At 43.4% G+C, this 21,005-nt stretch carries 21 protein-coding genes, 1 pseudogene and 1 riboswitch; of the genes and pseudogenes, 5 read left to right on the forward strand and 17 right to left on the reverse strand.

Annotated elements, in window-relative coordinates:
* Window positions 1-296: 296 nt before the first annotated feature.
* Window positions 297-1,172, reverse strand: coding sequence for a nucleotidyltransferase-like protein (locus BTO30_RS15385; protein ID WP_075399585.1), 876 nt, complete (start codon window positions 1,170-1,172; stop codon window positions 297-299).
* Between the two features lie 119 nt (window positions 1,173-1,291).
* Here BTO30_RS15385 and BTO30_RS15390 point away from each other — a divergent pair, with 119 nt between their 5' ends.
* Window positions 1,292-1,660, forward strand: coding sequence for a YgzB family protein (locus tag BTO30_RS15390; protein ID WP_075399586.1), 369 nt, complete (start codon window positions 1,292-1,294; stop codon window positions 1,658-1,660).
* Between the two features lie 36 nt (window positions 1,661-1,696).
* Here the strand turns inward: BTO30_RS15390 and perR are convergent, their stop codons facing one another.
* From perR to bcp, 3 genes are all read right to left on the reverse strand, one after another.
* Window positions 1,697-2,155, reverse strand: a complete 459-nt coding sequence (gene perR / locus BTO30_RS15395) for a peroxide-responsive transcriptional repressor PerR (protein ID WP_075399587.1) — start codon at window positions 2,153-2,155, stop codon at window positions 1,697-1,699.
* Between the two features lie 120 nt (window positions 2,156-2,275).
* On the reverse strand, window positions 2,276-3,223 hold the full coding sequence (locus BTO30_RS15400) for a D-2-hydroxyacid dehydrogenase (protein WP_075399588.1): 948 nt from the start codon (window positions 3,221-3,223) through the stop codon (window positions 2,276-2,278).
* A gap of 12 nt (window positions 3,224-3,235) precedes the next feature.
* A complete protein-coding gene (gene bcp / locus BTO30_RS15405) occupies window positions 3,236-3,703 on the reverse strand; it encodes a thioredoxin-dependent thiol peroxidase (RefSeq protein WP_075399589.1) in 468 nt (155 codons plus the stop codon).
* 122 nt (window positions 3,704-3,825) lie between these two features.
* On the opposite strand from bcp, the gene BTO30_RS15410 reads away from it, so the two are divergent.
* Window positions 3,826-5,118 carry a glutamate-1-semialdehyde 2,1-aminomutase gene (locus tag BTO30_RS15410; protein ID WP_075399590.1) on the forward strand — a complete coding sequence of 431 codons (1,293 nt, stop codon included), beginning with the start codon at window positions 3,826-3,828 and terminating at the stop codon, window positions 5,116-5,118.
* Window positions 5,119-5,280: 162 nt separating this feature from the next.
* Window positions 5,281-6,357: an FUSC family protein gene (locus BTO30_RS15415; protein WP_075399591.1), complete on the forward strand. Its 1,077-nt coding sequence runs from the start codon at window positions 5,281-5,283 to the stop codon at window positions 6,355-6,357.
* 34 nt (window positions 6,358-6,391) lie between these two features.
* Here BTO30_RS15415 and BTO30_RS15420 read toward each other — a convergent pair whose 3' ends face one another.
* The 5 genes from BTO30_RS15420 to mutY form a co-directional block, all read right to left on the reverse strand.
* Window positions 6,392-8,140 carry an ABC transporter ATP-binding protein gene (locus tag BTO30_RS15420; protein WP_075399592.1) on the reverse strand — a complete coding sequence of 583 codons (1,749 nt, stop codon included), beginning with the start codon at window positions 8,138-8,140 and terminating at the stop codon, window positions 6,392-6,394.
* Between the two features lie 60 nt (window positions 8,141-8,200).
* The gene (gene ntdP, locus BTO30_RS15425) at window positions 8,201-8,731 is read right to left on the reverse strand and encodes a nucleoside tri-diphosphate phosphatase (protein WP_075399593.1); all 531 of its coding nucleotides are present in this window, start codon (window positions 8,729-8,731) and stop codon (window positions 8,201-8,203) included.
* A 149-nt stretch (window positions 8,732-8,880) separates the two neighbouring features.
* Window positions 8,881-9,183: a gamma-type small acid-soluble spore protein gene (locus tag BTO30_RS15430; RefSeq protein ID WP_075399594.1), complete on the reverse strand. Its 303-nt coding sequence runs from the start codon at window positions 9,181-9,183 to the stop codon at window positions 8,881-8,883.
* A gap of 93 nt (window positions 9,184-9,276) precedes the next feature.
* Entirely contained in the window at window positions 9,277-10,020 is a 744-nt protein-coding gene (fabL, locus tag BTO30_RS15435; protein WP_083632467.1) for an enoyl-[acyl-carrier-protein] reductase FabL, read from the reverse strand.
* Window positions 10,017-11,081, reverse strand: a complete 1,065-nt coding sequence (gene mutY / locus BTO30_RS15440; protein ID WP_075399605.1) for an A/G-specific adenine glycosylase — start codon at window positions 11,079-11,081, stop codon at window positions 10,017-10,019. The genes fabL and mutY overlap by 4 nt, the downstream gene beginning before the upstream one ends.
* A 118-nt stretch (window positions 11,082-11,199) precedes the next feature.
* On the opposite strand from mutY, the gene BTO30_RS15445 reads away from it, so the two are divergent.
* Entirely contained in the window at window positions 11,200-12,189 is a 990-nt protein-coding gene (locus BTO30_RS15445) for a metal-dependent hydrolase (RefSeq protein WP_075399596.1), read from the forward strand.
* Here BTO30_RS15445 and BTO30_RS15450 read toward each other — a convergent pair.
* The 3 genes from BTO30_RS15450 to recX form a co-directional block, all read right to left on the reverse strand.
* The gene (locus BTO30_RS15450) at window positions 12,186-12,455 is read right to left on the reverse strand and encodes a YfhJ family protein (RefSeq protein WP_075399597.1); all 270 of its coding nucleotides are present in this window, start codon (window positions 12,453-12,455) and stop codon (window positions 12,186-12,188) included. The two genes, BTO30_RS15445 and BTO30_RS15450, sit on opposite strands and share 4 nt — an antisense overlap.
* Window positions 12,456-12,471: 16 nt before the next feature.
* Complete coding sequence (locus tag BTO30_RS15455; RefSeq protein ID WP_075399598.1) at window positions 12,472-12,789, reverse strand: YfhH family protein; 318 nt, start codon at window positions 12,787-12,789, stop codon at window positions 12,472-12,474.
* Window positions 12,790-12,904: 115 nt separating this feature from the next.
* Window positions 12,905-13,696 (reverse strand): recombination regulator RecX, encoded by a 792-nt coding sequence (recX, locus tag BTO30_RS15460; RefSeq protein WP_075399599.1) that lies wholly within the window; start codon window positions 13,694-13,696, stop codon window positions 12,905-12,907.
* A gap of 89 nt (window positions 13,697-13,785) precedes the next feature.
* On the opposite strand from recX, the gene BTO30_RS15465 reads away from it, so the two are divergent.
* Window positions 13,786-14,715, forward strand: coding sequence for a TIGR01777 family oxidoreductase (locus BTO30_RS15465; RefSeq protein WP_075399600.1), 930 nt, complete (start codon window positions 13,786-13,788; stop codon window positions 14,713-14,715).
* 332 nt (window positions 14,716-15,047) lie between these two features.
* Here the strand turns inward: BTO30_RS15465 and BTO30_RS15470 are convergent, their stop codons facing one another.
* The 5 genes and pseudogenes from BTO30_RS15470 to BTO30_RS15490 all read right to left on the reverse strand — a co-directional run.
* Entirely contained in the window at window positions 15,048-16,328 is a 1,281-nt protein-coding gene (locus tag BTO30_RS15470) for a uracil/xanthine transporter (protein ID WP_075399601.1), read from the reverse strand.
* 164 nt (window positions 16,329-16,492) lie between these two features.
* On the reverse strand, window positions 16,493-16,738 hold the full coding sequence (locus BTO30_RS17515) for a hypothetical protein (protein WP_075399602.1): 246 nt from the start codon (window positions 16,736-16,738) through the stop codon (window positions 16,493-16,495).
* Between the two features lie 36 nt (window positions 16,739-16,774).
* Window positions 16,775-18,751 carry a methyl-accepting chemotaxis protein gene (locus BTO30_RS15480; RefSeq protein ID WP_075399603.1) on the reverse strand — a complete coding sequence of 659 codons (1,977 nt, stop codon included), beginning with the start codon at window positions 18,749-18,751 and terminating at the stop codon, window positions 16,775-16,777.
* Window positions 18,752-18,879: 128 nt separating this feature from the next.
* Window positions 18,880-18,965, reverse strand: a riboswitch (cyclic di-GMP riboswitch).
* Between the two features lie 461 nt (window positions 18,966-19,426).
* Window positions 19,427-20,527, reverse strand: coding sequence for a WG repeat-containing protein (locus BTO30_RS15485; protein ID WP_075399604.1), 1,101 nt, complete (start codon window positions 20,525-20,527; stop codon window positions 19,427-19,429).
* 94 nt (window positions 20,528-20,621) lie between these two features.
* Window positions 20,622-20,732: pseudogene (locus BTO30_RS15490) on the reverse strand (IS66 family transposase); the annotation flags it as partial.
* Window positions 20,733-21,005: the final 273 nt, after the last annotated feature.

A 21,005-nucleotide genomic window follows, 5' to 3' on the forward strand; every position in this document is an offset into this window, starting at 1 on the left:
CTTAACCGATGTTCCTTGCTTCTTCTTCCTATCGAAATGACGGGCACTTCATATAGAAAGTTTAATTCTAAAACGTTGACGTTTTTGTTGATTTTGTTCAGTTTTCAATGTTCAATTTAACTTGAGCGCCGTTGTCTTAAAACTTAAAACAATGACTTTTACATAATACCAGGATTAATTTGATTCGTCAAGAATTATTTTTAATTTCTTTTCTGGTATTTTCGCTTCCCTAACAGCGACGCTTACTAATATAACACCTGAAACAAATATGGTCAACAGTTTATTTTAGAAAAACATTAAATTTCTTTGTTGATCTGATAATATCGATGGAAAATCCCATGCCCCTTCGTTTGAATAGAAACACTGCGCACAAGCTGCCGTTCGATTAAATATTCCATTAGTGTCACAAGATCCACAGAATAATGTGAAACTTCTTCATGATTTAAAAGTTCATTAATGCTCCACCATTCCTTTTCTTTCATAAGAGATAATAAATGCTCTGCTCCTCTTTCGGTTCGAGAGTGAATTAAAAACTCACTTGCTAAAAAAAGCAGCTCCAGTCTTTTTTGCAAGTCTTCATCGCTTGTCAGCAGTTCTTCATACAACTTATAAATTTCTGGTTCAATATGGCGTACTTGGTTCCAAACTGTCAACTCAGGATAATATCCGTTTTCAATTATAGATAGCCTTGCAAGGTGATGCAGAGAATGAAGAATATGGTTATATGCATCAAGATAATGACCATCGTTAAAAAAAGCTTTTCCATCTGTATAGCGTTTAATAAGCTTGGCAAATTCAATCGTCATCTTCATTTTCCGCCCATAAAACGGGAACTCTTTCATTTCCGTTTTCAAATTATAAACGTACTCATTGCGGTCAAATAAAATTCGTCCATGATACAGCCATTCGATTACTTTTCTGTTTGTGCCAAGCAGCATCCATTCTTTTAATTGATTCTCTGTCACGATATACATGGAGGCCGTTTCATTGCGTTGATCAACATAATGTTTCGTAAAAACGGCTTCCTCTGCTTCCTGCACAATTATAAGTAGAATAGCATTAAAGTTTTCAGTAAAAGCTCTGTTTTGTTCATTCTTTTCAACAAGCAAGACGCCTAGCGTATTTTGCTGGCTTGTCCGCTCTTGATACAACGGGCGAAGAATATCCTCCATTTTATGTTCCTCCCGACATTTTAAAAGTTCGTCCTGTTAAGTTTCGACAAAAATTGTCGAATTCCTTCCGTAAGACATAAAGGAAAATATGATATAGTGGAAAATGGGAGGTTGAAACGATGGCAAAAAAATATTCAAGTAAAATTAATAAAATTCGCACCTTTGCGTTGAGTCTTATTTTCATCGGATTTGTTGTCATGTATGGCGGCATTTTCTTCCGGGAGAATTTTCTCGTCATGACCATTTTTATGCTGCTAGGTCTTCTTTGTATTATCGCCAGTACCGTTGTCTATTTTTGGATTGGGATGCTGTCGACGAAAGCGGTGCAGGTAGTCTGTCCGAACTGTGGAAAGCCGACCAAAATTCTCGGCCGCGTCGATATGTGCATGCATTGCAGCGAGCCATTGACGCTTGATCGCACCCTTGAAGGAAAAGAGTTCGATGAAAAATACAACCAAAAAAAGAATATGGACCGTCCGAATGCATAAAAAACCTCCATCCCGTTCTCCGGGATTGGAGGTTTTTTAATGTAAATCTTTATGGCTGCAATCTGTGCACGTACCGTAAACTTCCATCCGATGGTGGCTAATTTTAAAGCCAGTCACATGAGCTGCGAGCTGCTCAACTTCATCGAGACCCGGATAGTGGAAATCAACAATTTTACCGCACGATTCGCAAATAACGTGATAATGTTCCGTCGTGACAAAATCAAAGCGGCTTGAGGTATCCCCATATGTCAATTCTTTTACCAGACCCACTTCACGGAATACACGCAAATTGTTATATACAGTCGCGACACTCATGTTAGGAAATTTTCCTTCAAGTGCTTTATAAATGTCATCAGCAGTCGGATGTGTCATTGACTGGACGAGAAACTCAAGAATCGCATGACGCTGAGGTGTAATGCGGACGCCTGTCTGTTTCAGCGTATCAAGCGCGTCTTTCAGCTGATCATGTGATTCATGGACGTGTGTATGAGACATCGCCATGCACCTCTTTTCTTCCTGAAAAGGATTATTACTTTATAATCTTTATAAACAGTTTACTAACAGAAACATATTTTTGTCAATGGAAAAAGAAAAAACCGGCTCTGCACCGGTTTTTTAATAGCCTTTTTTGATATCAATGAGGTTTTGATAATCTCCGCCTTCTTTAAAACACCTCAAATTATGTTCGAAAATTTCCATTGCCCGCGGTACGTACGCTTTTGTGATACTGGAAATGTGCGGTGTAACCGTTATGTTTTCATGCCGCCAGAAAGGGTGACCTTCAGGCAGCGGCTCTACTGTAAACACATCAAGATATGCGTGCGCAATTTCTTCATCATTGATCGCGGATAACAGCACCTGCTCTGAAACGAGGTCACCGCGGCCGATATTAATGAATGCGGCCGTCGGTTTCATCGCCTCAAAGTGTTCCGGCTGCAAAGCACCGGCTGTATCGGGTGTGCTCGGTAAAACCGCAACGACAAAATCCGCTTCACGCACCGCTTCTGCGAGATCATTCATTTGAAAAATTTGATCAAATTCATCAACTGAGCAGCCGCTTCGATTTACGCCTGTTGTTTTCATCCGGAATGCTTTGCAAAGACGGGCAATTTCCTGACCGATAGCGCCTGTCCCTAAAATGACGGCCTCTTTACCGGCCAGTTCCTGCAATGGCAGCTGCTTATTCCATATTTCTGCTTTTTCAAGGACATGCAGCTCAGGAAAACGCTTAACATGATTCAGCATAAAACCAAGTGTGAACTCTGCCATCGGAATTTTATGTATCCCGCGTGCGTTTGTCACAAAAATATCACGCTCTTCAATCGCTGAGAGCGGCATCTCTTCAATTCCAGCAGATGCCGCCATAATCCACTTTAATGACGAACACTTTCCAATAATATCCTCGGTTAAATCACTGCCGAATGTCACGAGTATTTCAGCATCCTGCAGCACGTCGTCCGCTTCTTCTATGTTTTTGTAAAAAGAAAATGATTCCTCTGGAAATTTCCTCTGTATGTCCGCTTGAATGTCACGCGGCGGACGGAAAGTAAACACAATATTCACCTGATGGCCTCCTCACTTCAGTTCCTTCACCGCTTCTAATGTTTCTTCCACGTGCCCTTTCACGCGCACCTTCCGCCATTCCTTTACAACCATTCCGTCTTTGTTAATTAAAAATGTTGACCTTTCAATACCCATGTATTCTTTGCCAAAGTTCTTCTTTAGTGCCCATACACCATATAATTCTGCCGCCTCATGCTCTTCGTCGGCAAGCAGCGTAAATGGCAGTTCATGCTTTTCGATAAACTTCTGGTGACGGGCTGCCGGGTCCGGGCTAATACCGAGAATAACAGTATTCCATTTCGAAAATTCACTGTACTGGTCGCGGAAATCGCACGCTTCTGTCGTGCAGCCCGGTGTCATATCTTTCGGATAAAAATAAAGCACCACGTTTTTCCCTTTAAAATCCTCAATGTTGACCATTTCGCCATTCTGATCCGGCAGCATAAAAATCGGTGCCGGCTGTCCTGTCAATTCTGCCATATTTTACTCCTCCTTTTTCTTATAAGCGTAGCGAATCTGCTGAAAAATGGCAACTTGATTGATTCCTTTTTGAATGAAGTCTACAATGAAAAAAGACGTTTTCATCAGGAGGCATGAATGGCATGAATTTTTCTAAATCAGAAATTTTGCACGAAGAAGCACTTAAACACATTGTCGGCGGCGTAAACAGCCCGTCCCGTTCATATAAAGCAGTCGGCGGCGGAGCACCGGTAGCAATGGAGCGCGGCAACGGCGCTTATTTTTACGACGTAGACGGCAATAAATACATTGATTACCTCGCTGCCTATGGTCCGATCATTACCGGACACGCGCACCCGCATATTACAGAAGCGATTACAAAAGCGGCGCAAAATGGCGTTTTATTCGGTACACCGACACAGCATGAAGTCACATTTGCGAAAAAACTGAAGCAAGCGATGCCGGCTCTTGAAAAAGTCCGCTTTGTAAACAGCGGTACTGAAGCGGTGATGACAACAATCCGCGTGGCACGCGCCTATACAAAACGTGATAAAATCATTAAATTCGCAGGCTGTTACCACGGTCATTCCGATCTCGTTCTTGTTGCGGCAGGCAGCGGCCCATCCACACTCGGAACACCCGATTCGGCCGGTGTTCCAAAAAGTATTGCACAAGAAGTCATTACTGTCCCGTTTAATGAAACAGAACCTTTAAAAGAAGCGCTTGATAAATGGGGAGACAATGTGGCGGCGGTTATGATCGAACCGATTGTCGGGAACTTCGGCATCGTAGAACCGAAAGAAGGTTTTTTAAAAGAAGTGAAACGGCTGACGCATGAAGCAGGTGCCCTGCTCATTTTCGATGAAGTCATTTCCGCATTCCGGTTTATGTACGGCGGCGCACAAGATCTGCTTGGCATTACGCCGGACTTAACAGCGCTCGGCAAAATTATCGGCGGCGGCCTGCCGATCGGCGCTTACGGCGGACGAGCCGACATTATGGAGGAAGTGGCACCGCTTGGACCGGCTTATCAAGCAGGGACAATGGCCGGAAATCCCGCATCGATGCTCGCAGGAATTGCCTGCCTGGAAATCATTGAACAAGATGGCACATATCAAGAACTCGACCGGCTCGGCGCCCTTTTAGAAGAAGGCTTGCTGCAAGCTGCGAAAAAAGCGGGCATAACCGTCACCATTAACCGCTTGAAAGGGGCTTTAACCATTTATTTTACGGACCAAAAAGTGGTGAATTACGATCAGGCGGAAGCAACAGACGGTGAATTATTCGCCCGCTTCTTTAAAGAAATGCTGTACCGCGGCGTGAACCTTGCACCATCTAAATATGAAGCGTGGTTTTTAACGACAGCTCATACAGAAGACGATGTCCGCACAACCATTCAAGCAGCAGAAGAAGCATTTCTTGCATTAAAAAAATAAACTAACTAGAGACAGGCGTCCTTTTAAAAGGGCGCCTGTTTTGTGCAGTATGCCGCTTGATTTCCTTCCTCATCCGTTGTATAGTACAGTTTGTTTGATTCGCAGCGAAGTGCGGTAAACAAACGTAAATACAGTTTTATCAGGAAAGGAAACATTGATCCAATGAAGCTTGGTGCCCGCATATTTAAAACGGGAATTGCCATCGTTTTAGCGCTGTATATCGCGCAATTACTGGAATTACCATCTCCGGTTTTCGCCGGGATTGCGGCTGTATTCGCCATTCAGCCGAATATTTATCGTTCTTACTTAACGGTCGTGGAGCAAGTTCAGGCAAATATTATCGGTGCCGCCATTGCGATTTTATTCGTTCTGTTATTCGGAAATCATATTATTATTGTTGGGTTGGCTGCAATTGCTGCAATTATTATATTGCTGAAGTTTAAGCTCGAAAAATCTGTCAGCCTTGCCCTCGTTACGATCATTGCCATCATGGAAGTACAGAATGACCAATTTGTCCAATTTTCAATGATCCGCATGTTTAATATTACGATCGGTGTGGTGTCATCGTTTCTCGTCAATCTTGTCTTTTTGCCGCCGAAATATGAAACGAAATTATTTGCTTCGATTAACCAGGTAACGGAAGAAATCTTAAAGTGGATCCGAATTACCTCCCGCAATGCTTCTGAATCGCATTTATTGAAAAAAGATATGATAAAGCAGCGGGAAAAGTTAATTAAAATTGATAATATGTTTTTGCTTTACAAGGAAGACCGGACGCCATTCAAAAAAAATCTCCGGGCTAAAAATCGGAAAATCGTTTTATACCGGAAAATGATTTTGACCACAAGACGGAGTATGGAGATTTTGCAGAGATTGAATCAGTATGAAAATGAACTGCACCATTTAAATCCGGATTTGCAGCGGACGATGCAGGATCACCTTGATTGTCTCGTCAGCTACCATGAACATTTGCTGCTTCGTTTCGTCGGCAAAGCAAAAACGACGGAAACATCAGAAGACTTATTTGAACCTTGTATGAACCGCGATGAGTTTATGCACATGTTTACAGATGAAATTTACAAAGACAATAAAGAAGAGCCCGCTTCATCCATTCATTTGCTTCATATCGTATCCTCTATTCTTGAATATGGAGAGAAATTGGAGCACCTTGATCATTTAATGACGAGTTTTTACAAATACCATACAGATGATGAAGCACCTGAATATGAAGAAGAATGACAAAAAAACCATGCCGGCGCGCCGGCATGGTTTTTTAATGATCAAGCTGCTGCACCTGGAATAGCTTCCAGTAGCCGCCCTGTTTATTCATCAGTTCTTCGTGTGTCCCATCTTCGATGACTTCACCGTGTTCGATTAATATAATCCGGTCAGCATGAGTAATTGTCGACAATCGGTGTGCTACGATAAATGTCGTCCGTGTTTTGGCGAGCTCTTCAATCGCTTCTTGAATTAAGTGTTCGCTTTCTAAATCGAGCGCGGACGTCGCTTCATCTAAAATAAGCAGCGGCGGGTTTTTTAAAAACACCCGGGCGATCGCAACGCGCTGTTTTTGACCGCCGGACAGCTTCACACCGCGTTCTCCTACTTTCGTTTCGTAGCCATTCGGCAGCGCTGTAATAAAATCATGCGCATTCGCAGCTTTCGCGGCCGCAACCACTTCTTCTTCCGTCGCATCCGGACGGCCAAGCAGAATATTTTCCCGCACTGAATCACTGAACAAAATATTATCTTGAAGCACCATACCGATTTTATCCCGGAGTGAACGCACTTCAAAGTCGCGAATGTCCGTACCGTCGAGCAAAATACGTCCGCCTGTCACGTCATAAAAACGGGGAATCAGGCTGACAAGCGAGGATTTCCCGCCGCCGCTCATTCCAACAAGCGCAACGGTTTCTCCCGCTTTCACATGCAAATGCACGTCGCGTAACACAGGGGCATCTTCTTCTGCATATCGAAAATGAACGTGTTCAAAAACAATATCACCCGTTACATCTTTGCATTCGATGGCCTCTTTTTTATCCGTTACATCATATTTTTCATCGAGCAGTTCAAACACACGGTCCATTGACGCAATCGCCTGTGTTAACGTCGTCGATGAATTCACGAGACGGCGAAGCGGGTTGTACAGCCGGTCGATGTACGCAATAAAGGCAGCCATTGTTCCGACTGTTAAATTCCCTTCAATGACTTGCACCCCGGCATATCCGATGACGAGAAGCGGCGCAATGTCGGTAATCGTATTGACAACCGCGAACGCTTTTGCATTCCATGCCGTCTGATCGAGCGCCTTTTGCAAAAAGTTTTTGTTATGCTTCCGAAACCGTTCCTGCTCCACCGGTTCAATCGCAAAGCTTTTAATAACCGGCATCCCCTGCACGCGCTCATGCAAATGACTTTGCACTTCCGCCAGCGCCTGTGAGCGAACACGCGTCAGCCGGCGCAAGTTGCCGAAGAAGTATTTAACAGACAACGCGTAGAACGGAAAGACAATTAATGCGACGAGCGTTAATTTCACATCCATTGTCATCATAATGACAGCGGCAATCACAATCGTCGCCGCATCAAGCCAGACGTTCATCAGCCCCGTAATAACAAAGTTCTTTGTCTGCTCCACATCATTAATCACGCGGGAAATCACTTCGCCTGCTCTCGTGTTCGCATAATATTTAAAACTGAGCTGCTGAATATGATCAAACAGCCGATCGCGGATGTCGTATAAAATTTTACTGCCCGTCCACTGGGCAAAATATTGACGGTAATACTCAACCGGATACCGGACGATGACGAATAAAATCAGCATCATCCCGATTAACCAGTAAAGCTGTTCTTTCTTTTCTGCCGCACTCATCGTCCCGCTGCCAATAATATCATCAATGACGTATTTAATGACAATTGGAAGAAGCAGCGGAATACCAAATTTCACGATACCAATTGCTAATGTTCCGGCAATTTGCCATTTGTATGGTTTGACAAATTGCATATATCTGCTGATCACACCCATGTGTCTCTTCCCCCCCCTTTGTCAAACCACGAAAAAACCTGTTGAATACTCAACAGGCGTTCAGCGGCACAGCTGTAAATATTTCCCGTACCAGCGTTCAATAAAACCGGGCGCAAATGGGCCTTTTTGCTGTTCGATCAGCTGCAGCAGATGGTCCATATTACGGCGTAAAATTTTATCAATCACTTCCGGGTAATTCATTTCACGGCTGTGCTGTCTGTACTCGTCTTCATCAAGCAAAATGTAGGTCATATCCGGAAAAACCTTTACGTCAAGATCATAGTCAATATACTTGAGCGCACCTTGATCAAACACGAATGGCGAGCTGATGTTACAGTAATAATGAATGCCGTCTGCACGGAGCATCCCGATTACATTAAACCATTTACGTGTGTGAAAGTAACAAATCGCCGGCTCCCGTGTCACCCACGTCCGCCCGTCTGATTCCGTTACAATCGTCCGGTCATTTCCGCCAATTACAATATTTTCAGTTGCTTTTACGACAACCGTTTCTTCCCACACCCGATGAATGTGGCCGTTATGTTTGTAACTGTGAATCTGCACTGATTCACCTTCTGCAGGAATCGCCATCGTTGTCCCCTACTTTCTAGCGTCGCGTGCTTTTTCTACTTCCGTTTGCACGGACGGTGAAACCCTTTTGTCTTATTATAACGATTTACGGCGAAAATGAAAACAAATGAAGCCCCGGCCATTTTGCCGGGGCTTCATTTGTTTTCATTTTACTGGTTTGTTGATGAATTTTTTTTGCGCGCTTCGGACTGTGCATTTTGCTGTCTTACTTGCTGCACATCTGTTTCAGCAGCGAACTCTTCAGCGAATCGCTGATTTGGGTTCATCGCTGCATTTTGTGCGGAACCGGCTTTGTTACGGGCAGAAGCGGCATTTTGCTGTCTTACTTGCTGCGCGTTTGTTTCAGAAGCAAATTCAGTTTGGTACTGCTGTCCTTGAGCGGATGCAGCGTTTTGCTTTTTCACATGATTGATGTCCGTACCAGATGCTGTTTTGTTTTGGTTATTGTTCATTTTTTCACCTCTACGGTTTTTTTTGTCATTGTGGGGTTATGACCGCCACGCTGATTATCTTGACCGTAATGGCTGATAATTATTCATGGGCTGTTAAACGAGCAATGACCGGCCGCCATCCACAATAATGGTCTGCCCGCGAATCATAAACGCGCCCGGTGAAACTAAAAACAGCACCGTCTGGACAATATCATCAATTTCCACAATTCGTCCTGCCGGTGTATTTTGTTTCGCATCTTCTAAAATATCTTCCCGATTTGGAAAATGTTTTAATGCTTCCGTATCAATGGCGCCGCCAGAGACTGCATTCACGACAATATTTTGTTCGGATAATTCAACCGATAAGTATCTCGTCAATGCTTCAACCGCGGCTTTTGATACGCCGACTGCTGTGTAATTTTTTAAATAGCGGATCGCACCGAGTGAGCTGATGCTGACAATGGAGCCGCCGCCGGTTTTTCCCATTAATTTTGCCGCTTCTTTTGCGCAAAATAATAACGCTTTGCTGTTAATATCCATCGTCCAGTCCCAATGTTTTTCTTCCAGTTCCATAATGGGACGCTGCACACCTGAAGCCGCATTGTTAATAAACACATCCAGACGGCCAAATTCCTGCTCAACCGTTTCAAACATCGCTTTAATTTTTTCGACGTCACCGACATTTGCTTTCACGACAAGTGCCCGGCGGCCAAGTGCTTCAATTTCTTTTGCTGTCTCTTCAGCCGCTGTTTTACTTCGCGCATAATTGACGACAATGTCATAGCCCTGTTTGGCAAGTGCTATCGCAATCGCTTTGCCCACACCGCGGCTTGATCCGGTTACTAACGCTGTTTTCATTCTTTTCGTCCTTTCACATGATTCCATATTTTTTGGTGCGACACGGAAAAAGCAAACGACTCTACCTTTTCTTTTTCAACAAGCTGCGTTCTTTCCTTTTCCACATCACCTTCAATAACTCCTGTATACACATCAATTTCCCACGTTAAATGGGAAAATACATGCTTAATATCTGTTACTTTATTCGAGCTTACAGCTGCTTTTACGCCGAATTCCTGTTCAACAAATGATTCAAGTACATGCCGGGGATTCGTTTCAGCAGGCATCTCCACATTCGGAAACTGCCACAAATTCGCAAGCAAACCGGATTCCGGCCGCTTCTCGATTAATATGCGGCCGTCGTTTGTTGAAAGAACAACAGCACCGATATGAACTTTTTTGTCTGCTTTCTTTTTTGTTTTGACTGGCAGCTCCCGCTGGACCCCTTCTTCAAACGCCTGGCAATGATTTTGAACGGGACAGAGAAGACAGGATGGTGATGTTGGAGTGCAGATGATGGCACCGAGTTCCATTAACGCCTGGTTAAAAGAAGACGGGTCCTCTTCATACATTAATTCGCCGACTGCCTGTTCAAAAATTTTGCGCGTCGATGGCTTTGCAATATCATCCCATATGGACAACAGCCTGGATACTACGCGCATCACATTGCCGTCCACCGCCGGCTCCGGAAGTCCATAGGCGATACTTAAAACCGCTCCGCCAGTGTATGGTCCGACCCCTTTTAATGATAAAAATTTGTCTTTATCTGCGGGAACGGAACCTCCGTAGTTTTGCGCAACTTCTTTCACAGCGGACTGTAAATTGCGCACTCGGGAATAATAACCGAGTCCTTCCCACGCTTTCATAACGGCTTCCTCATCAGCCGAGGCAAGCGCATCAATCGTCGGAAACTGTTCCATAAACCGGTTAAAATACGGAATGACCGTATCCACCCGTGTCTGCTGCAGCATAATTTCCGACACCCATATTTTATACGGATCGCTCTCTCTGCGCCATGGAAGATCCCGTTTTTCCGCTTCGTACCAATTGACAAGATCATGTTGAAATTTCGTAATATTCATCTTTTGTACTGCGCTGTTTTCTGTCAAATTTAATGAACCTCGCTTTTCGACATGTTACAATAGATTAAAAATCGGGAATAACGTATAGATACCGTTTTCAGCAAAGGAGGATTTCCTTTTGGATACCGCTACTCATATCGTCATGGGCTTTGCGCTCGGCGGTCTCGCCACACTCGATCCTGTTGTCGCTGCCGATCCCGCAACAAAATACGCAGTCATGACCGCCGCAGTGATCGGCTCGCAGGCTCCTGACATCGATACAATATTAAAACTCCGCAGCAATGCGGTTTACATTCGAAATCATCGCGGTGCGACACACTCCGTACCGGCTGTTGTGGTCTGGCCCCTTTTCATTACCGGCTTATTGTTTTTCATTTTTCCTGATAGTAATTTGCTTCATTTATGGCTTTGGTCTCAAATAGCCGTATTCCTGCACGTCTTTGTAGATATTTTTAACGCGTATGGCACGCAGGCATTCAGACCTTTTTCACCACGGTGGGTCGCACTCGGTGTCATCAACACATTTGATCCGTTTATTTTCATGATGCATATCATCGGACTGCTCTTATGGGCGTTCGGTTTTCACCCCGGCTATACGTTTATCGTTATTTACATGATATTGATCGGCTATTATATTCTCCGCTTTCAAATGCAGGGGGCCGTCCGAAATGCGGTGCGCCGCCTTATTCCAGATGCGGAAGAAATTATTATTGCGCCGACCATCCGCTTTAACCAGTGGCGGATCGCTGTTAAATCGCCGGAACATTTTTATGTTGCCCGCGGCTACCGCCGCTCTGTAACCATTCTCGATAAATATAAACGGGTGCCGGTTCCCGAGTCCATTTTATTTGAAGCGGCAAAAAAAGATGCCAATCTCGACGCTTTCCTCCATTTTTCACCTGTGTATAGATGGGAGGTCGCTGAATATAATGACTGTTATGAAGTGAAGTTCATTGACCTCCGCTATCGGAACAACGGTTATTATCCATTCGTTGCTGTCGTACAGCTTGACCTTGATTACAATATTATCGGCTCGTATACCGGCTGGATTTTCAGTGAAGAAAAACTCCGAAAAAAGCTAACCTTTTTGCCCGGTGATCAAAATTAATGTGTCACGTCATTCGAATCATCAAGCATATGCTTATATTTTGGATTGCGTGCCGCAAATTCGTGCAGATGACGGCCGTAATTTTCGATCCATTGCGTCACAATTTTTTCGGCCGCTTCTTTCCCTTTATAATCATAACCCGCTTTCGCATAGGTCGTTTCAAAGTCTTCCCAGAGAAGCTCGACCCAAGTGCGGGCGCGGGCGGCAGACAGACGGCTGTTTGTTTCAAGCAGCCGCTCTGTTAATTTTCGGAATGTTTCTTCCATAACTAAGTCACTCCTTTTATTTATTTAATAATGAAATGGGAATTCCTTCTTCTTTCCCGTCACCGTTTAAACGATATCCCCAGGCAAACACGCCATTCATGTACTCGATTTTAAAATAATGGCCTGGATCCGTTGTTAATTCATATAATTTCCCCGGCTTGAAGTCATCCGGATTCAATAAATATGCCTGCGCCATTGTGGCACGCCGATCATAAACAGCAAACTCGTTCACGATGCCAAGCTGCTCTGCCTTGCGCGCTTTTTCCCGCAGACGGGCAATTTCTTGTTTTAACTCGACCTCACTCATTTCACTGTACCTTTTTTCATTTTCCATTTAAATAACTCCCTTTCAAAAGACAATCGTTTTATGAACTGATTTATTACAGGTTCCGCTCTTGGTATAGAGCTCTCTTTTATATACGGAAAATTTTTGATTGAATCAACATAGCCTACTCTTCCTGCAATTTTTCAATCGCTTTATCGATATCAGAGAGGTCAAACCCTTTCCGGTACAAGGCCATCTTCATTTTTTGGCGGTATTCACCTTTTTCGTATGATTGATAGCGGCGGTGTGCTTTTTCTGCCTGATACATAAGCGCGTCCATTTCCTGTTCTTCGTCCGGTTCATGCTTGATCGCTGCTTTTTTTATGCTGGAAGCGGAATACCCCTTTGTCATTACATATTCTTCCGCTTTTTTCTTCTGCAAAAACGCGGAATCCCGTTTATATTTTTTCAGCTGCTTTTCATAAAGCCTGGCCGCTTTTTCCATCTGCTCTTCTTCTGTAAACTGCTCCATTAATGAAAAGGCGGTCTCTTCATTGATGCCCTTTTCCTTCAGTTCACGGTGAATAAGATACGGTCCTTTATCCGTCGTCTGCATTTGCGTTTTAATAAAAGCATCCGCAAATTGTGAATCATTAACATACCCCATATCGTGGAGACGTGTTAAAATTTCCTGTCTTGATGCCTCGTCCACTTCTTTTTTCTTCAAATAGTCCTGCACTTCTTTTTCGGAACGCATCCGAATCGATAAATAGTGAATCGCTGCATTGAATCCTTTTCGGACATTGTCGCGGATTTGAATTTTTTCCGCTTCCGCTTTCGTCATTTCCCGCCCTTTTTGCAGATTAAACTCAATTAATACCGCTTCGTCAACACTGAACGCATATTCCCCGTCCACTTCTATATTATAACGGTCTGTCCGTTTTTGCTGAACAGATATTTTCGTAATAACAGGCATTTGTCACCCTCCGGCACATTCGTTTAGTTTGTTTTTTCCTTTGAACAGGTAAAATAATAGCAACGACAAAAAAATAGGAGGACGCTAAAATGAAAGCAGCCATCGCAGGCGGTACCGGGTTCATCGGAAAAGCATTAACCAATGAACTCGTCAAAAATGGATACGATGTTTATATTTTAACGCGAAACATAGACAATAAGAAAGAAACGGATTCTATTCATTATGTACAATGGCTGGCAGCTGGCGCAGCTCCCGAAAAACAGCTGCAAGGAGTGAGTGTCTTTATTAATCTTACCGGCGAGTCATTAAACAGCGGCCGCTGGACAGATGAACGAAAAAAACGAATATTGGACAGCCGGATTTCATCAACTCGGGAAATCATCCGGATTATGAACGCACTTCCTGATAAATCGTCCGCGCTCATTAATGCGAGCGCAATCGGCATTTATCCGAATTCAGATACAGACACATTTACAGAAAAATCACGCGCTGTAGGAAACGATTTTTTGACACATACTGTAAACGCATGGGAAAAAGAAGCAGTTCAGGCAGATAAAGCGGGGATTCGAACCGTGCTTGCCCGGTTTGGTATTATTCTCGGGAAAGAGGATGGCGCATTGCCGCGGATGGCTATGCCTTATAGACTGTTTGCCGGCGGAAAAATCGGCTCCGGGCGCCAATGGATGTCCTGGATTCATGTAAAGGATGCGGCCCGCGCACTCCGGTTTGCCGCAGAAAATGGAATGTTGGAAGGCCCGCTTAATGTAACAGCCCCGAATCCGGTACGAATGAATGATTTCGGGAAAACACTTGCCAAAGTGCTCGGCCGTCCGCATTGGCTGTTTGTCCCTGCACCTGCGCTGAAAGCGGGACTCGGTGAAATGAGTACACTCATATTAGATGGCCAGCGTGTCCTTCCTGAAACATTGCTGCAATCAGGCTTCCAGTTTGAATTTCCGCTTGTTCGCGGTGCACTCGACGATCTATATAACGGGCGGGGCATCATTAAAAGAGATTAGCTTGGGCAAAATGTTATGAGCATGTATGTTTTTTTCCGCGGGCAAGAACGGGCTCCATTTTTCATAAAAAAGAAAAACCTGTTTCTGCAGCCTCATGGAGCTGTTGAAACAGGTTTTTTGATAATAAAGACTATATGTATTAAGCAAAAGCAATCTTTATTTACGATTTACTCTGTGCATAAACATTAAAATATGCATGTGGATAATGTGGAAAACCATCTGAAACTCTTTATAATCGTGCGACAAATTCCGCCAAAATCGTGGATATTTTCATACACAGTCTGTGGATAACCTGTTGATCGTGGGGAAAACTCTGAAAATTTACACAATTTTTATTCGTAATTGTGCCATTTTACCATTTTTTCCAGAATGATCGACAAAATGACCCCGGTCGCCATGCCATTTGTCAGCAACGGCTGAATCATCAGCGGCAGACTACTGAATAACTTTGGATCTATCGCCATAATGCTGATGCCAACGAGAACCGGTACAGCGATTCGAAAAATAGTATTCGAATTAAATGAGACGACCTGCAATGATTTAAGTGCCGTACCAAAAAGCTGCATATAGGCAACAAACAAAACAGCACTTCCGACCGTGACCGGAATTCCTGCTAAAAAAGTGCCTGCTGCCGGAACAATGCCAAGCAGGCTTAACAGAAGACCGCCGATTATAAATGGCGGCCGCTCATAAATACGCGTACTTTCTAAAAAACCGAGTGAAGACGTATACGGGGCGTATGGTACAAGCCCGAGCGGAGCAGACGCTATGGTATAGACACCTGTTAGAAAAAAAGAATGGTTGTATTTCTTTTCTTCTGCTTTCTCTTTATACAGCTGCGACGCCGCCTGTACGGATGCGATTGTATTGCTCATATTGATCAATCCAGTAACGAATGAAGCAATGACAATTCCCCATTGTAAATTAGGGGTGCCAAGCGGAAATAAAAAAAACGGACTTGCTTCAGCTGAACCGGCCGCTTCTCCTGGGAAAAGCAGTACGTACAGTGCCCAGCCGGCTGTAATGCCGATCAAGATCGAAAAATTACTAATCCATCCTTTTCCTTTTATTTTCATAATGGCAACGGCGATGACAACACAGACTGAAAAGAAACTGCCTGCCGGGTCGATGGCGCCATCTTCATTTACTTTGAGCATACCGGTAAAGAAAATAATAATGAGCTGCACAGCGAGTAAAAATAAATACACATTCGTGACCATCGGCGTAAAAATATGATTCAGCCAAGGGGCCATCTTCAAAGCCCCCATAACAGCCATTACCCCCCCGGCCGCAATAACCCCCGTCGCAATTCCCCCGCCGATCACATGATAATCCATGCCAAGCGCCCCTGCAGATGCACTTAATGTCAGCAGCAATCCCCACATTAAACCCGAGTGCCCTTCCATAAGCGGATAACGATGCCCAATCCATCCTTGCAGCACACAGGCAATACCGGTAAAAATAAGCGACGAGCGAAGGATCATTGCCGTCTCAGCCGGCGGCAGCCCAAACGCTGCTCCAATCGAAACCGGTACAACAACTGTATTAGCAAAAATAAAAAACATCCACTGTACAGACGCGGTGCCCGTTGTTATTACAAATAATTTATTCATTTTCATCCCCCTACTGACACGGCCACCATAACATGATTTCTCCTAACTATAATCTTAAATGATCCATTTTCACTTCCTTAGGGTGAGGAGTATTTTCAATCATAGTGCACCTCATTTTGTAGATTAGTATTATCTACAATTCTATACCAATATTAGCCATCTTTCTATAATAAATTCGTTCCTTCAATCCTCATCCCGTCTTTTAGTACTAAAATAAAATGCGCTGGCAGGAGAATCTCAATTTTCTCCACCAGCGCATTGAATATGCCATCATCAAATTGTTCAAGTAATCCTTCTTTCTGATTAAAATGTTCATGCTCATTCGCGCTTGTATGCGGAGCGCTGGACGATTTGTATTCTTCGGATACGCCATTACCTGTGCCAAAACAAAGAGATGATCCCTCCAGCACTATAACTTTCCTATTGTGCCAGGTCCCTTAGTGCGTTTAAATCTCGAACCGGTGCAGCAAGCTTTTTAACTCATCAGCAAACTCTGCTGTCTTTTCAATGGATTCAGTGATAGCCTGAATTGACTGCAGCTGTTCCTCAGAAGAAGAAGCTACTTCATGAATGTACACAGAAGATTCAGACGACTTGCTTGAATTGTCAAAAATAACACGCTCTACTTCTTTTACTTTCCGAAGCAGATGATCCATTTCATTGAAAATATTCAATGATTCATCCGAAGATTGGGCGGAAGAATGATACACGCTTTGCAAATTGCCATTGACCATTTTTAATGTTTCCATGCCTGTTCTAAACTGGCTCGTACCCGCTTCTATTCCGGCAACCGCATTCGCCGTTTCAGTTAAAATTTCCCCGACAAGCTCAGAAATTTGCTTGGCAGATAGAGACGACTGCTCCGCCAGCTTCCTGACTTCCTCGGCTACTACCGCGAAGCCCTTTCCATGCTCGCCAGCTCTTGCGGCTTCAATGGAGGCATTCAGCGCCAGCAAATTCGTTTGTTCTGTAATCCCTTTAATCATATCGACAATATTGCCAATTTCAGATGAGCGGCTGCCCAGCTTTTTCACTGTGTCGGCAGAATGTCGGATGGATGACTGAATCGCTATCATTTGCTCAATTAACGTCTGGATTTCTTGATTTGCAGCCTCCACCTCCTGATAAGCGTGCTTTGTTTTCTGGTACACTAATGAAGAATGGTCTTTCATCCCGGAAACCGTTTCAGTGATTTCTGTAATAGATGTCAAATTTTTGTTATGACTTTGTTCCTGCTCTGCTGACAATGCGGCTGCGTTTTGAACGTTCTGTGTAACGTCATTGGATAGCTGGAGGATTTCTTCGGCGCTTTCCGATAAATCAGACGTACGAGCTGATACCATCTCTCCTTTTTTAAAAATACTTCCAATTAACGCCTGCAAGCTGTCCAGCAGCGCATTCACATTGCCTGCAAGCTGCCCAATTTCATCCTTTCGCTTAATGTGGAGCCGCTTCGTTAAATCTCCTTCATTGTTTGCCAGCTCTGCAATTTTACTGTTTACATGGGTAATTGGCTTTAGCGACCGGCTATTTAATAAATAGCTGATCCCAGCACTGACCGTGATAAAAAGAATCGTAAGGAGAATAAAATAATTCAGCAATGAGTTTGCATCCGCATACGCCTCACGGACGGGGACAGAAATCATGATGCCCCAGTCTGCTTCCTCTGCTTTGCTGTAGAAAACGAGGCTGTCTTTACCATCAAAAACGGTCTCAATCGTCCCTGTTTCCCCGCTCATGCTTTTCTCCACAACTTGATTCAACTCGTCATTTTGGTAATCGGCAATATTTTTATTTAACGTGTCTTCTTTGTTTTTTCCTGCAACAATCGTGCCGTCGCTCGTGAAAACTGTGGCATAGCCGCTTTCTCCTAATTTTACGTTTGAAATAATATCAATGAGCGATTCAATTGGATAGCCGCCTGACGCCACGCCGACAATGCTGCCATTGGAGCCGTACACAGGCGAAGAAGACAGTACAATTGGCGCCCCATTTAGCTCCGGCGATTGAGAAGGAACGGGATCATACGCATTCGTTTCACCATTCATGCCATCGATAAAATGCTCATAGTCATTCACTGGAATTTTCGCATTCCCTAAATACAAAAATCCTTTTGCATCCATAAATGCAAACGCATCTGGGTTTTCCATCCGCTCCGCAAGCCGCGTTCCAAGAGCGGCTGCTTTTGCCGTATCAGCTGATTTCAATGTATCGGCTTCTGCAATATATTCCATCACTTCCTGCTTGCCTACTGTCCAAATATGAATATTTGCTTTCACGGATTCCAGCTGATTATATGCCTGATCCTGAAACTTCTCATACAAATATTCCTTCACCTTCAAATAGCCGGTCGCTGAAAGGCTTATCATGGACACAGCGAGCAGCAGGCTAATCATAAATGTATTTTTAAAAACTATTTTCATGTAGTGTTTTTCCTCCTTTTTACTCATTCAAAAATGGCAAATAGGAGCACACTTATTTTCAGGCACATGGATTTCTGCACAAAAATAAAAAACACCCTGCATGAGAGGTGCCCGACATTCTCCTCATTTTCGGCGGCCTGGCAGCCATAGAATCAAATTCCGTAGGCCCATAGCTTTGCGTCCTTGCTTTTCAGCAAGTTTGCCATTTCGTATTGAGCATTGCTATTTTGTTTCCACTATCAATATATGAGAAAAAAGACTCACCGTCAACGGCAAACCTTTTTTCTTTTTAACTTGAAACCTCTAATGATAAACCGGCAAGCTAATATCATAATGTTTTTTCCGTGTGATGACGCCTGCTAAAAGAATACTTTTAGCGGTTTTGATTGCATGATTAAAAAATCATCCACACAACTTTGTGCAGATGCTTATGCTCAGCAATTACTTTTCGCTGGTTTACGATTTATCTTTGTTATACTTCTTCTTTAATATTCGTTTGTTTCATGCCGCTTATAAAGTAAGCCATGAAGCATAAATTGTCTGGAGCTGTATTATTTTCTTTTCAGCAAATAAAGCAACATTATCGTAAGTTCCTTTATCTTCTCCTCTATTTCTGCATGCTCCTTTCTTTACCACATTACCGCGGTACACTTTAGCTGTGTGGGGGACTGACACCTATTTTTGGACACTAATGATATTTAATTCCCCCTCCATGTAAGTAGTTGCAAAGCCATCATGGAAACTATTGAAATTACCATAAGTTTGGACAAACATATTACCTGTTTGATCTATAAATCCATTCTTAGATGCATCATCATCTGGGTCATATGTTACCATAGCTAAACCACCACTAAAGTGATGTGGGGAGTCAAATTTTTGTTCAATCACCCAATTACCAGTTTTATCAATGTAACCGAATTTTTCATTGTCACCTTCTAAAAGTGCCAGACCTTCACTAAATTTAGAATAGCCAACTCCTAATGTAAAACTATCTATTTGACTCTGATTATACTGCGGTTGAATCACCCATTCACCTGTTTGATCAATAAAACCAAATAAACTACTTTCACTATCCTCAGCAAGTGCCAGACCCTCACTAAATTTAGAGACAAAAAGAAATTTTGGTTCAATTACCCAGTTTCCTTTTTTGTCAATAAACCCCATCAATCTTGTGCCATTTTCAGGATGTGCTGGAGCTAAACCCTCAGAGAAGCCAATAGAATTAGCCCCGACTTGCATACTAATTGATTCATAGTTAAGTTCAATCATTCTATCTCCGTTTTTATCGATATAAATATAATTTTCACCTTGATACTGAACAAAAGCTAAACCTTCCGAAAATTGAGATGCAGAACTGAATTGAGGTTCAATCACCCATTCACCAGTTTTATCGATAAAACCATATGTATCTGACCCCGCTTGTTGGGCCACTGCAAGACCCTCATTAAAAGAGGATATATAAGAGAATTGCGGTGCTATTACCATTTCTCCATTTTTGTTAACAACGCCATATTTCTCCAAATCATTAGCATCCCTAACTACCAATAAATCCTCACTAAATGTGTCCCCATTAGGTGTTAATTCTAAATTTTCATCAATTTTCGCAACAACCTTATAACCGTTTTCTTCTTGTACATTTACCTCATCAATAGCATTAGGTGTTTCTGCTACAGTTCTTTCTTCAATTTCCTGGGTCTTTACTTCAGTTGAATTTCCATTTGAGCTGCAACCAGAAATGAATAACCCTATACCAAGTACGATTAATAATTTTCTCATGTAATTAGCTCCTCTTTATTTTAGGAATAATAAATCTAAAATCTACTACACATATAAACGATAACATCACGCCTGGTAACTACTCAGACCATGCGTTCTCTTTGACCCGAATCATTCGGAGGTCCCGTTCTGCCTGATTGTTATCGAACGGCACCTTCCGATTATGAAGAAAACGAAGAATTTTTTCTTCGTGGGCGATGAGACGGTCCAGCATCTTGCGCGCCGGCGTAGCTTCAGACTTTTACGCTGGGTGCGCTGATGCTCGGTCATGGAGACAGTAAGTGTATCACTTGCCCGCCAGACGACGTCCCGGTATCGCTTCACAAAGGCGCTTGCTTTCTTTTCTGGTCCAGCGAGCTTCGCTTCGCCGTACAGGTCAGCTGCCTTTTTCATCTCAATCAGCCGTTCGTGCAAGTCATACGCCCACTGCTGTTTTTCCTGTTCGTGCAGGTATGTTAGTTCACGCAAAATATGCGCA

The organism is Domibacillus antri, from assembly GCF_001936625.1.
Lineage (GTDB): Bacteria > Bacillota > Bacilli > Bacillales > Domibacillaceae > Domibacillus > Domibacillus antri.